The 12,117-nt window shown below is 69.2% G+C and carries 12 protein-coding genes; 7 read left to right on the top strand and 5 right to left on the bottom strand.

Annotated features, from left to right (window positions below):
• Positions 1-970 precede the first annotated feature (970 nt).
• The 7 genes from EJK15_RS62485 to EJK15_RS62455 all read left to right on the top strand — a co-directional run bounded on the left by EJK15_RS62485 (position 971) and on the right by EJK15_RS62455 (position 9,967).
• Positions 971-1,684: a TetR/AcrR family transcriptional regulator C-terminal domain-containing protein gene (locus EJK15_RS62485; RefSeq protein WP_138719785.1), complete on the top strand. Its 714-nt coding sequence runs from the start codon at positions 971-973 to the stop codon at positions 1,682-1,684.
• Positions 1,685-1,849: 165 nt separating this feature from the next.
• Positions 1,850-3,835 (top strand): acetoacetate--CoA ligase, encoded by a 1,986-nt coding sequence (locus EJK15_RS62480; RefSeq protein WP_240777978.1) that lies wholly within the window; start codon positions 1,850-1,852, stop codon positions 3,833-3,835.
• An 89-nt stretch (positions 3,836-3,924) separates the two neighbouring features.
• Complete coding sequence (locus EJK15_RS62475) at positions 3,925-5,271, top strand: MFS transporter (protein ID WP_138719784.1); 1,347 nt, start codon at positions 3,925-3,927, stop codon at positions 5,269-5,271.
• A gap of 26 nt (positions 5,272-5,297) precedes the next feature.
• Entirely contained in the window at positions 5,298-6,308 is a 1,011-nt protein-coding gene (locus EJK15_RS62470) for a phosphotriesterase family protein (RefSeq protein ID WP_171075289.1), read from the top strand.
• Between the two features lie 7 nt (positions 6,309-6,315).
• Positions 6,316-7,287, top strand: coding sequence for a phosphotriesterase family protein (locus tag EJK15_RS62465; protein WP_138719782.1), 972 nt, complete (start codon positions 6,316-6,318; stop codon positions 7,285-7,287).
• 28 nt (positions 7,288-7,315) lie between these two features.
• A complete protein-coding gene (locus EJK15_RS62460; protein ID WP_138719781.1) occupies positions 7,316-8,677 on the top strand; it encodes an aminotransferase class III-fold pyridoxal phosphate-dependent enzyme in 1,362 nt (453 codons plus the stop codon).
• Between the two features lie 36 nt (positions 8,678-8,713).
• Positions 8,714-9,967 carry an aspartate aminotransferase family protein gene (locus EJK15_RS62455; protein WP_171075288.1) on the top strand — a complete coding sequence of 418 codons (1,254 nt, stop codon included), beginning with the start codon at positions 8,714-8,716 and terminating at the stop codon, positions 9,965-9,967.
• A gap of 104 nt (positions 9,968-10,071) precedes the next feature.
• Here EJK15_RS62455 and EJK15_RS73785 read toward each other — a convergent pair whose 3' ends face one another.
• From EJK15_RS73785 to EJK15_RS76910, 5 genes are all read right to left on the bottom strand, one after another.
• A complete protein-coding gene (locus tag EJK15_RS73785) occupies positions 10,072-10,350 on the bottom strand; it encodes a cellulose binding domain-containing protein (protein ID WP_206062029.1) in 279 nt (92 codons plus the stop codon).
• A gap of 146 nt (positions 10,351-10,496) precedes the next feature.
• Positions 10,497-10,814: an SGNH/GDSL hydrolase family protein gene (locus EJK15_RS73780; RefSeq protein ID WP_206062027.1), complete on the bottom strand. Its 318-nt coding sequence runs from the start codon at positions 10,812-10,814 to the stop codon at positions 10,497-10,499.
• A gap of 13 nt (positions 10,815-10,827) precedes the next feature.
• Entirely contained in the window at positions 10,828-11,004 is a 177-nt protein-coding gene (locus EJK15_RS72135) for a hypothetical protein (protein WP_171075287.1), read from the bottom strand.
• A gap of 57 nt (positions 11,005-11,061) precedes the next feature.
• Positions 11,062-11,514 (bottom strand): lantibiotic dehydratase C-terminal domain-containing protein, encoded by a 453-nt coding sequence (locus tag EJK15_RS76915; protein ID WP_206062025.1) that lies wholly within the window; start codon positions 11,512-11,514, stop codon positions 11,062-11,064.
• On the bottom strand, positions 11,453-11,905 hold the full coding sequence (locus tag EJK15_RS76910; protein ID WP_206062023.1) for a lantibiotic dehydratase C-terminal domain-containing protein: 453 nt from the start codon (positions 11,903-11,905) through the stop codon (positions 11,453-11,455). Before EJK15_RS76910 ends, EJK15_RS76915 begins: the two co-directional genes overlap by 62 nt.
• Between the last annotated feature and the right edge of the window lie 212 nt (positions 11,906-12,117).

The raw sequence follows: 12,117 nt of genomic DNA, 5'->3' as shown, positions 1-12,117 counted from the left end.
CTGGCCGGCATGACCGAGACCGAGCAGTCAGACGCGTTCCGGATCCTGCGGAGCATGATCCATTCCCTGCGCGATGGCAACGACGGTGCCTAGCTCGTTCCCCGGCGCACGTCTCGTCGCGCTCGGACAGGAGTGCAGCCGAGCGTGAAAATCCGAGCGGGCGACCTCGAAAACCGACGGACCCCGACTACACCCTCTTCTGCGATGAGCCATGAAAGAGACGAGAGATCGACGGCGAAGCTGCGGTGGCCGAGCAACGCGAGTTCGCGCTGGATCGGGGCCCACATGAACGAACTGGAGCCGGAACCGTGGACCAGCACGAATGTAGGAGCAGCATCGGACGTACGCCGGGCGCTTGAGGTCGATGACATATAGATCAGTCCGATCGGATTGAGGCACGGCTAACACGCCTGATGCCGAAAGTCGGCGTGTTGAGCCGCTGATAATGAGAATGGCGAGGCAGGCCGCCAGTCGAGTACGCACAGGTTCGGCGAGGACACAGGCGATCGGCGACCCGAAGGCGGCGCTGTTCCAACCTCTGGCGGCCACTACGAAGAGAGCGTGGCTGGGCAGCCAACGAGGCTGTGAGGAGTGAACGGGTCGGGTCGAGCCAAACCCTGTGTGGTGCGCGGCTTCTAGTCCGCAGCACCTACTGGAGGGATTTCCTCAACTGCCGCTGATCGCTGAGCGACCAGCAGAGCACACCGTCTCATACAGTCCGAAGCCGGACGAACATGTGGGTCTTGATCGAGGCCTTATCAGGTGCCGGCGTCGTGAGCGCAACCGGGTAGCTGGCGCGAGCATCGCCAGGACCAGGCCGTATGCGGTGGGGCGATCACCTCGCACACCGAGATTCTGGCGATCAAGATCGCGAAGGTACGGTCAAAGCGGTCCGGGGTGGCCGTCTGCGACAGTCCACACGGGCTAACGTTTGGTTCGTCTTGACTGGTCGTCTGCGGAAGGAATCCGGATGAGCGAGGGCAGTGGTCCGCGGAGCCGTGCTCGGCGGGGGACCAGCGCGCCGTTGTCGCGTGAGGACGTGGTGGACGCTGCTTTGCGCTATGTGGACGAGCACGGGCTGGAAGCGCTGACCATGCGCGCGCTGGCCAAGGAGATGGGGGTCTACCCCACGGCGTTGTACTGGCACACCGGCACGAAGGCGCAATTGGTGGCAGCGGTCTCGGCACGGGTGCTGGAGGAGATCGTCCTGCCGTCCGAGCAGGGCATGGGTTGGGACGGTTGGCTGGTGGCGATGGCCCGGCTGTGCCGGGAGGCGATGCACCGGCATCCGAATCTCGCGCCGATCATCGGCTCCCAGCTGGTGGTGACCACGACGGCGGTTCCTTTCGTGGAGCGCGTGGTAGGCGTGCTGCAACGGGCCGGATTCGCCGGGGAGGAGCTCGTCCACGTCTACAACGCGGTGATCGGGTTCGTGCTCGGATGGATCACCCTGGAGCTGTCCGCGGGCCCCGCGGACGCCGAGGACGGCTGGCAGAAGGGCTTCGCGGCGGAGCTGCGAGCGGTCAACCCCAACGCGTTCCCGGTGTTGACGCGCAACCTGCCGCTGCTGGAGAACAACGCCTTCTTGACCAGATGGGACTCCGGGCGGGACAAGCCCATGGACGGCAGCTTCACCGTGGCTTTGGAGTTGCTGGTCAGCGGACTGCGCTCCAGGATCTCCTGACCCGGCTGAAGGGCGGCTGCCCTCGCTGAGTTTCGAGGCGGGAAACACAAGGTTTACGCACGCCCCTTGTTCTTGTCCCGCGTACAAGACATCCTGTACCTCGTACAAAAGATGAGTGCCCTCTCAGCGATCGCTCATGTGCTCGGACTCCAGGAGCCACCACCGATGAACCACCAACTGCTCCCGCAGCGCCCGGAGATGCTGCGCGAACCGGCTCCCGACGCGCGTCGGGCAACGGCGATCGGCGGCTACCTCACCTGGCTGGAGCGCACCCGGGATCTCGCTTTCACCGGCTACCACGACCTGCACCGCTGGTCGGTCGCGGACCTCGAAGGCTTCTGGTCGTCGATCTGGGACTACTTCGACGTCCGCGCGCGCACCCCCTATGACCGGGTGCTCGGCCGGCGGGACATGCCCGGTGCCGAGTGGTTCCCCGGCGCGACCCTCAACTACGCCGAGCATGTCCTGCGTCCGGCGGGAGCCGCGCCCAGCGGGATGGCCGTGCTGGCGCGTTCGCAGACCCGCGGACCGCTGGAGCTGTCCTGGGGGGACCTGGCCGACCAGGTCGCCCGCGCGCGGGCCGGTTTGCGCGCCCTCGGTGTCGGCCGGGGCGACCGGGTCGTGGCCTACCTGCCGAACATCCCGGAAACCCTCGTGGCGTTCCTGGCGACCGCGAGCCTGGGGGCGATCTGGTCAAGCTGCGCCCCGGAGTTCGGCGCCCGTGGCGTCATCGATCGGTTCTCCCAGATCGAGCCCACCGTCCTTCTCGCCATAGCCGGGTACCGCTATGGCGAGAAGGACATCGACCGGCGCGACGAAGTCGCGGCGATCCGCACCGGCCTGCCGACCCTTCGTCACACCGTCCACGTACCGTACGGCCCGGGGGACCTCGCCGACACGGTCGCCTGGGCGGACCTGCTCACCGGACCCGCCGAGCCCGGCTTCGACGCCGTCCCGTTCGCCCACCCGCTGTGCGTGCTGTTCTCCTCCGGCACCACGGGCAAACCCAAAGCGATCATCCACGGCCACGGCGGAATCCTGCTGGAACACCTGAAGAACCACTCCCTGAGCTGGGACCTGGGCCCCGGCGACCGCATGTTGTGGTTCACCACCACCGCGTGGATGATGTGGAACTCACTGGTCTCCGGGCTGCTCGTGGGCGCCTCGATCGTGATGATCGACGGCAACCCGCTGCACCCCGGCCTGGACTGGCAGTGGCGACTGGCCGAGGAGACCGGCGCCACCCTCATGGGCGCCAGCCCCGGATTCCTGATGGCCTGCCGCAAAGAAGGCCTCATCCCGGCCAAGGACCACGATCTGTCCCGGTTGCGGCAAATCGGTGCCGCGGGAAGCCCGCTGCCGGCCGAGGGATTCCGCTGGGTGCACGAGCAGTTCGGCCCCGGTGTGCTGCTCAACGTGGGCAGCGGTGGCACCGACGTGTGCACCGGGATCCTGCAGGGCAACCCACTGCGGCCGGTCTGGGCCGGCGAGATCTCCGGCCCCTGCCTGGGCGTCGCCGCCACCGCCTACGACGAGCGGGGCAACGAGGTGACCGACGTGCTCGGCGAGCTGGTCATCACCCAGCCCATGCCCTCGATGCCGATCGGCTTCTGGGGAGATACCGACGGCTCCCGCTACCGGGACGCCTACTTCGACACCTACCCGGGCGTGTGGCGGCACGGCGACTGGGTGCGCTTCACCGCGGCGACGGGCAGCTGCACGGTGGCCGGACGCTCGGACGCGACCCTCAACCGTGGCGGGGTGCGCCTGGGCACCGCGGAGTTCTACCGCATCGTCGAAGAACTGCCCGAAATCGACGACAGCCTGGTCGTGCACCTGGACGACACCACCGGCGGCCCCGGCCGGTTGCTCCTGTTCGTCGCCCTGCACGACGGCGTCGAGCTGGACGATGCCCTGCGCCGGCGGATCACCACCGCGCTGCGAGACGCCCTCTCCCCGCGCCACGTGCCCGACGGCATCACCGCCATGCCCGTCATCCCGAGAAACCGCACCGGCAAGAAACTCGAACTGCCGGTGAAGAAGATCCTTCTGGGCGCCGCGCCATCCGAGGTCGTGAGCCCCGACACCCTGGCCGAACCGACATCGTTGGCCGCATTCGCCGCCCTGGCGAGCCGGCGCTCCGCCCACTGACGGGAAGTTAACCCGGCACCCTTTGCTCTTGTCCGTTGTACAAGAGGATTTCTTGTACAACGGACAAGAGGTGCCCCTTGGAGGCATACATGACAACGACCGACAACCCCGATTCCAACCGCAGCGACGACCCTCAGGCCGAAAGGGCGGTCAAACGACGCGTCCTCATCTCCAGCTACGTGGGCAGCGTGGTGGAGTGGTACGACTTCCTGCTCTACGGCACCGCGTCGGCCCTGGTCTTCAACAAGATCTTCTTTCCCGCGGTCGATCCGAGCGTCGGCCTCATCGCCTCGTTCGGCACGCTCGCCGTGGGGTACGCCGCGCGACCGCTCGGCGGCATCCTGTTCGGCCACTTCGGGGACCGCCTCGGGCGCAAGCGGATGCTGGTGTCGAGCATCCTGCTGATGGGCGCGGCCACCCTGCTCATCGCGGTACTGCCGACCTACGATCAGATCGGGGTGTGGGCCCCCGTCCTCCTCATTGTGCTGCGACTGCTGCAAGGAGTCGCGGTCGGCGGCGAGTGGGGCGGTGCGGTGCTCATGACACTGGAACACGCGAAGGGGAACCGCCGCGGCTTGTGGAGCAGCGTCGCGCAGATGGGCGCACCCTCGGGCCTGCTGCTGTCCACCTGGGCGTTCTCCCTCGTCTCAGCACTGCCGGAGGACCAGTTCCTGTCGTGGGGCTGGCGGCTCCCCTTCGCCGCCACGGTGATCCTCATCGCGGTGGGGCTGTGGATCAGACTCGGCGTGACGGAGAGCCCCGTCTTCGAGCAGGCGCGCCGCGCCGGTGCCGACCGGCCCGCCCGGCCGCCCATCGTCGAGGTGCTACGGACCCGCCCGCGCGCGGTCGTGCTGGCGGCCCTCATCGGGTTCGGTCCGTTCGCCGCCAACTCGGTGCTCATCGCCTTCGTCATTGCGTACGCGACCCAGGTCGGCTACGAGCGCTCCACGGCGCTGAACGGGCTGATGGCCGCCTCCGTGGTCTCGATGGTGTGCCTCCCTCTGTTCGCCGCGCTGTCCGACCGGTACGGCCGGCGCCCCGTCTACATCACCGGCGCCATCCTGCTGGCGATCAACTCGTTCCTGCTGTTTCAGCTGATCAACACCGGTTCCGTGCCCCTGTTCCTGCTCGGGTACGTCCTTTCGCTGGCCGTGCACGCGCTGATGTACGGACCGATGGGCGCCTTCGTGGCCGAACTGTTCGGCACGAACACCCGCTACACCGGCGCCTCGCTCGGTTACCAGATCGCCTCGGTGTTCGGCGGCGGGCTCGCCCCCCTGATCGCCACCAGCCTCCTCGCGGCGGGTGGCGGTGCGCCACACACCATCTACGTCTCGGTCTTCATGGCCGTGTCCTGTCTGATCACCGCCGTGGCCGCCTACCTCGCGCATGAGACCAACAAGGTCAGCCTCGCCGGTCACCCCGCGGACGCCTAGTGGGCGAGAGCGGCGTCGTTTCGACCGTGCTCGGACCGGTTCCCACGGATCGGCTCGGGCACGTTCAGACCCACGAACACCTCCTGTGCGACCTCACCCGCTATCTCGGCGAAGGCGAGGCGCGCGACGATGAGATCACGCTGGACAATCTCTACGAGATACGGGTGGATCGCCGTAACAGGCTCGACATGCGCCTCGACGACGTGCCGACCGCGGCCGCCGAGCTCGCCGAGTTCCGCGCGGCCGGTGGCGGGACGATCGTGGAGGCCACCTCCGGAGGGCTCGGCCGCGATCCCTCGGCGCTGCGCGAGATCGCTGAGCGGACCGGTGTCCACATCGTCATGGGCAGCGGCTACTACACCGCGGCCTTCCATCCGCCGGCGGTCGCGACCATGACCGAGCAGGACATCACCGAGGAGATCGTCGGCGACATCCTCGACGGCGCGGGCGAGACCGGGGTGCGCGCGGGCGTCATCGGCGAGATCGGGCTTTCCTGGCCGCCCCACCCCGACGAGGTCAAGGTGCTGAGGGCCGCCGCCGTCGCGCAGTCCGAGACCGGAGCCGCCCTGCTGATCCACCCCGGCCGCCACGCGGATGCCCCCAGGGAGCACCTGAAGGTCGTCCTCGAGGCGGGCGGCGATCCGGCCCGGACCGTCATGTCGCACATCGACCGGACGCTGACCGAGCAGGACGACATGCGCGAACTCGCGGAGACCGGCTGCGTGCTGGAATTCGACCTGTTCGGCACCGAATCCGCCTACTACCCACAGGATCCCGGCTTCGACATGCCCAACGACGGCACCCGCGTCCGCCACATCAGGGAGTTGATCGCCTCGGGGTACGGCGACCGCGTCGTCATCGCCCAGGACATCTGCCGCAAGACCCAGCTGAGACGCCACGGCGGCGAGGGATACACCCACATCCTGCGGCGGGTCCTGCCGTTGATGCTGGCACGTGGCCTCGACCCGGACGACATCCGGCGGCTCACCCGGACCACCCCGGCCCGCCTGCTCACGCTGACCCGGCAAGACCGTTAGGAGCCGCATGTCATCAGTGACGACCGTTCTCGGCCGGATCGACCAGAACGACCTGGGGTTCGTCCTGCCGCACGAGCATCTGTTCATCAACCTGATGCGGGAGCGCCGCGCCGACGGTCTGCTGATCGACGAAGACCTCGTCGCCGAGGAGGTCCGGGCCTTCCGCGACCTCGGCGGCGCCACGGTGTTCGACCTCACCAGCGCCGAGCTCACTCATGGGGCGGCGATGGACGCCGGGGCGCGGCCGTACCCGCCGGGAGCCACCCGCGATCCGGCGAACGTCGAGGCGGTCCGCCGGGTCGCCAAGGCCACCGGCGTCCAGGTCGTCCTGGGCACCGGCCACTATCGTGACCCGTACCTCGACCTGGAGTGGATCGACCGGCACAGGGTCGAGGAGATAGCGGAGGAGATCGTCCGCGATCTCACCGAGGGGTTCCCGGGCACCGACGTCCGCGCCGGTCTGATCGGCGAGGTCGGGGCGGACAAGTGGTACATCTCCGCGGCGGAGGAACGTTCCCTCCGCGCCGCCGCCCGAGCCCAGCGACAGACCGGCGCCGCGATCTACACGCACGCCGCGCGATGGCCGGTCGGCCTGCCCCAGCTCGACCTGCTGATCTCCGCGGGCGCGGACCCGGAGCGGATCGCCATCGGGCACTGTGACCTGGTGCTCACGCCCGGCTACGCCGGGCAGATCGCCGCGAGGGGCGCCTACGTCGGTGTCGACACCATCAACACCGACAGCGCGGTGGAGGTCGAGCGCCGGGTCCGCATGGTGCTGAGCCTGGTGCGGGCCGGCCACATCGACCGGGTGCTGCTGTCTCACGACGTCTGCCTGGTCTCCCAGCTCCGCGCCTACGGCGGCGGCGGTTACGTGTTCGTTCCCGGTGTCTTCCGGGAACGGCTGCTCCGGGCCGGCCTGGACCCGGAGGAGTACAACCACATCACCCGGGCAAACCCCGCGCGGCTCGTGTGCCGCTGACGCATTGTCGCGACTTCGAAGAAGGATCATGACATCGCTTTCGCATCCCGGGATCGATTCCACCCGGATGCAGCCTCCGGGCAGCCATTTGATCAAGTTTTCGTTCGACCAGGTGCTGCCCGTCGTCAGCCATGGCGCCGGCGTCTTCGTCTACGACACCGACGGCCGCCGGTACCTGGACGGCTGCTCGGGCGCGGTCAACGCCAACCTCGGGCACGCCGACCCGGACGTGCTGCGGGCGATGGCGGACCAGGCGGCCAGGATCACCTTCGCCCACCGTGGCACCTTCCACAGTGAGCACGCGGAGCGACTGGCCGATCGGCTGAGCGAGCTCACTGGTTATCCGTACGTCTTCCTCTGCAACAGTGGTTCGGAGGCCGTTGAGGCGGCACTGAAACTGGTGACCCAGTACTGGCGGGAACGGGGGGAGCCGGACCGCGGCCGGTTCCTGTCCCACCGGATCGGCTACCACGGCAGCACCGTCGGCGCGCTGTCGCTGTCGGGCCATCCGCTACGGCGCTGGGCGGCGGATCCGCTGCTGCACGATTTCAACACGCTCACGCCGCCCTACTCCTACCGATACGCCGACGGGCGCGACGACACCGCCTTCACCGAGTTCCTGCTGGACGACGCGGCGGCGAGGCTGGACGATCGGAGCGGCACGCTGGCCGGGGTCGTCGTCGAGCCCGTGGGCGGTGCGGCCGGCGGGGCGATCACCCCGCCGGACGGCTACCTCGCGGGCCTGGCCCGGCTCTGCCGGGAGAGGGGCGTCCCGCTGGTCACCGACGAGGTCATGACCGGGCTGGGGCGTACCGGAAGGGTCCTCGCGGCCGAACACTGGGATATCAGGCCCGACCTCGTGGTGCTGGGCAAAGGGCTCGGCGCGGGATATGTGCCCACCTCGGCGGTTCTGGCGAGCCGGGAGATCGTCGAGGCGATCGGGGCGGGGACCCGGGCCGTCACCAACGGCCACACCCACGGCGGCTATCCGCTGTCCTGCGTCACCTCGCTCGCCGTACTCGACGTCATCGAATCCCGGGGCCTGGTGGCCGCGGCGGCGCGTCTCGGCGTTCGGCTGCGGGCCGGGCTGGAGGAGCTCGCCGGACGTCACGAGATCATCGGCGAGGTCCGTGGCAAGGGCCTGCTGCAGGGGTTGGAGCTCGTCCGCGACCGCGACTCCCGTGCACCGGGCGACCCTCTCGGCTCGCTCACCCGTGCCCTGGTCACGAGCGCGCAGGAGCACGGCCTGCTGATCTATCCGGCCACCGGCGGAGTCAACGACGCGGTGCTGGTCGCGCCTCCGCTCATCAGCTCGCCCGGGGAGATCGACCTCCTGCTGGAGCTGCTCGACGCCTCACTGACCTCGATGAAGGCATGTTCCTCGACCTGAGGACCGTGCTCGATCTACATGGACACAAGGAGGATCATGACGGCCGTTGGAGCCGACCGCATGGCCGATCTCGTCGCCGAGTACCGCGCCCGGACGCCCCGATCGGCCGCGGCGCACGAACGCGCCGCCCGGGTGCTGCCCGGCGGGGAGACCCGATCGGTCACCACCTATCCGCCCCACCCGGTGGCCTTGGCCGAGGGGCACGGCGCCCACCTGCGCGACGTCGACGGTCACACCTACCTCGACCTGGTCAACAACTACACCTCGCTGGTTCACGGCAACGCGTTCCCGCCGGTCACCGAGGCCGTCGCCGCGATGCTCGCCGACGGCCTGGCGTTCGCCAGCGCGCACCAGCGGCAGGTCGAGCTGGCCGAACTCCTGGTGGACCGGGTGCCGTCGGTCGAACGCGTGCGGTTCACCAACTCCGGCACCGAGGCGTCCATCCTCGCCTCCCGCCTTGCCCGCCGGGCCACCGGGCGCAAGGCGCTGCTGATATTCGACGGGGGCTACCACGGCAGCATGCCGCCACTGCTGCCGGGCGAGCCCGACGTGGTCACCGTGCCCTACAACGATCTCGACGCCATCCGCGAGGCGTTGACCGACGATGTCGCCGCCGTCTTCGCCGAGCCGTTCCTGGGCGCGGGCGGAGTCGTCCCCGCGGCACCCGGATTCCTCGCCGGGGTCCAGGACCTGGCTCGATCGCGCGGGGCGCTGTTCGTCCTGGACGAGATCCAGGCGCTCCGCAACGGCGTCGCCGGCGAACAGGGCAGGCAGGGGCTGTCGCCCGACCTCACGCTCCTGGGAAAGATCATCGGTGGCGGGATGCCGATCGGCGCCGTCGGTGGTCGTGCGGACGTCATGCTGCTCGCCGCCTCCACCACCCCCGGATCCATCGCCCACTCGGGAACGTTCAACGGCCACCTCGCCGCGGCGGTCGCCGGCGCGGTGACACTCCGCCATCTCGACGCACCGGCCATCACCACGCTCGAAGGCCGTGCCGTACAACTTGCCGAGGCTGTCGCCGCCGCCGGACGGGACGCGGGGCTGCCGCTGAGCGTGACCCGTGCGGGCTCCATCCTCAACATCCACTTCGCCACCGAGCCGCCGTCCGACGCCGCTCGCGTACGCGCCGCCGCGTCCCCGCTGCTCGGCGCACTGCACCTGGCGCTGCTGCTGGAAGGCATCTACACCGCGCCGCGCGGCCTGATCAACATGTCGACCGCCCTCACCGACGACGACATCGACCGCGCGGCGGACGCCTACTCCACAGCACTTCGGCGTATCGCCTGATGAGCGTTGTGTCCTCGATACGCTGAGCACGCGCCCAACGACCAAGGATCGTCGGTGGATTGTGCCCGGGGCCGATGGCAGCGGCCCCGGTCCCGGGCGCCTCGTCAGCTCGTGGTGCAGGTCACTTTGATGGGCTCGGTGGTGGTGGTGGTGCTGCCGCCGAGGAGGCCGAATGTGGTGCTGTCACTCGCGTTGAGCCTGCCGTTCCAGAACATGTTCTTCGCGGTGACGGCCGATCCGGAGACGGACAGGTCGCTGCTCCAGGACTGGGTGCTGGTCTGGCAGTGCGGGAGCGTCCAGGTCACCTGCCAGCCGCTGAGGGCGGTCGTGCCGGTGTTCTTCACTGTGACCGCACTCTGGAAGCCGCCGGGCCACTTGTTCACCACCTCTTCATGGCGGGGTTGTTCGCTCGCATCTGGCCGACCAGCTTCGTGAATGCGGCCAAGACGGTGCCGGTGGGGATGAAGCCGCCCCACATGTCGTTGGTGCCCAGGTGCATGAGGACGATGTCGGGCTTGGCCGCGTTCAGTCAGGGCGGCAGCTGGTTCTGGTCGGCGATGCCGGTGGCGGAGTAGCCGCCGTGGCCCTCGTTATCGCCGTCGTAGGAGAACCCGTAGGTGTAGCCGCCGTCGGGGTCGCTGCCGACGAAGTCGATATTCGTGTATCCGGCTGTCTGCAAGCGGTTCCAGAGCAGGGCGCGCCAGCAGCCGGGCCCGGCGGTGATGGAGTCGCCGAGCGGCATGACGCGCACGGGCGCCGCCGCCGACGTGGCCGGCAGGGCTGCTCCAAGGGTGACCGCCAGCAGGAACGCGGCGAGCAAGGCGTACAGGCGGGATCCGCGAAGCATGGGGAACTCCTGGCTACGTGAACGGGTTCTGGGTGAGCAGGTGCGCCTTGAAGCCCTCGCCGTACGTGCTGGTGGGGGTGCCGTCGTCGTCGGCCTTGGTGGCATTGACCGTGACGGTGGGCAGGCCGGAGGAGGCGACGCTGATCGGCCGGTTCCGTTGAACCGGTCGGTGTCCTGCGCGGCGCGTCACGGTCTGCGGGGTGCTCCAGTCGGTGCGGGTGAAGGTCCGGTGGGTTCCGGTGGATGGTCATGGGGGTTCCCCGCGACGAAATCGAGGGGGGAAGCAACCAGGCGGCATCCGAAACCCTCCGGGATATGCGGCGGCCGGCTCGTCGTCACCAAAGGCGACCTGCCAGCCCAGCCACGCCGCGGCGGCCTGCTCGGCCACGGGTATGGCGGCGCGGTTGAAAGCGAAGATCGCATGGTGGGCGAGGACGGCGCGCAGACCTCGCCGGAGTTGCCCGCTGGCCGCGAACCGGGCCAGGCAGCGGCCGGCTTCCTCGAAAGCGGCGACGCGGCCGAGCCAGCCGGGTTCGGTGGTGTCCCGCTTGGCGGCGTCGGCGTTCATGAGGCGCCGCATGGCCGCGATAGCCTCCGCCCGGTGGGCCATCTCGGGCGCTTTGATCGCCGGGCGGAGGTTACCGACCTTCGCCCACACGTCGCCGATCTCGAACGGGTCGAGCCCGGCCGCGCGGTTCATGGTGGAGATCCAGCGGAATGCACCGCTCGCGGGCGTGCGGGCTGCCGGTCTCGACCAAGGCCGCGGGGCTGTCGGCGCACCACACCTCATGCGCGATGTCCATGCCCAGCGGGCCGCCGAAGGCGTCGGTCTCCGGCTCGTAGATGCCGTCAACCCAACCGGCCACCAGCTCGTCGGCGACGAGCTGCTCAAGCAGGTCGGCGGCGGGCCGCTCGGTGCGCAGCCGGAGCTTGCCTTCCTTGCGCAGGAAGTGGAAACGCCAGCCGGACAGCGCGGCCACAAGCGCGGCCGCAGCTTTCGGGGTCACGCCGCCATCGCCGGGAAAGCGGACGGTGGCGTGCCACCATTCCCGCTCGTCGGGAAGCGGCAGATTCTCGTCATCCCAGTTCATGTCCTCGTGTTCGCTCCTACTCGGTCGAAGGTCGTGACGGCGGCTCAGTCGATTAACAAGGCCCGGGTCCAGCCGGTCATGTTGGAGCCCTCCAACGCCAGAACCGCCCCCGCCCGCCCTTCCAGAAACCCGGGCTTGCGCAGCGAGGCGATCCCGGTGACCAGCCGCTGGCGGGTCTGCCAGATGGGCTCGGCGAACCGGCCGGGGGTGGA

Origin of the sequence: Nonomuraea basaltis, from assembly GCF_005893125.1 — a bacterium.
In the GTDB taxonomy this organism is placed as follows: domain Bacteria; phylum Actinomycetota; class Actinomycetes; order Streptosporangiales; family Streptosporangiaceae; genus Nonomuraea; species Nonomuraea basaltis.
This window is presented reverse-complemented; position numbering and strand designations above follow the sequence as displayed.

Coding starts and splice junctions, on each gene's coding strand:
- EJK15_RS62485 (WP_138719785.1), top strand. CDS start 971: ATGAGCGAGGGCAGTGGTCCGCGGAGCCGTGCTCGGCGGGGGACCAGC.
- EJK15_RS62480 (WP_240777978.1), top strand. CDS start 1,850: ATGAACCACCAACTGCTCCCGCAGCGCCCGGAGATGCTGCGCGAACCG.
- EJK15_RS62475 (WP_138719784.1), top strand. CDS start 3,925: ATGACAACGACCGACAACCCCGATTCCAACCGCAGCGACGACCCTCAG.
- EJK15_RS62465 (WP_138719782.1), top strand. CDS start 6,316: ATGTCATCAGTGACGACCGTTCTCGGCCGGATCGACCAGAACGACCTG.
- EJK15_RS62460 (WP_138719781.1), top strand. CDS start 7,316: ATGACATCGCTTTCGCATCCCGGGATCGATTCCACCCGGATGCAGCCT.
- EJK15_RS62455 (WP_171075288.1), top strand. CDS start 8,714: ATGACGGCCGTTGGAGCCGACCGCATGGCCGATCTCGTCGCCGAGTAC.
- EJK15_RS73780 (WP_206062027.1), bottom strand. CDS start 10,814: ATGCTTCGCGGATCCCGCCTGTACGCCTTGCTCGCCGCGTTCCTGCTG.
- EJK15_RS76915 (WP_206062025.1), bottom strand. CDS start 11,514: ATGAACCGCGCGGCCGGGCTCGACCCGTTCGAGATCGGCGACGTGTGG.
- EJK15_RS76910 (WP_206062023.1), bottom strand. CDS start 11,905: ATGAACTGGGATGACGAGAATCTGCCGCTTCCCGACGAGCGGGAATGG.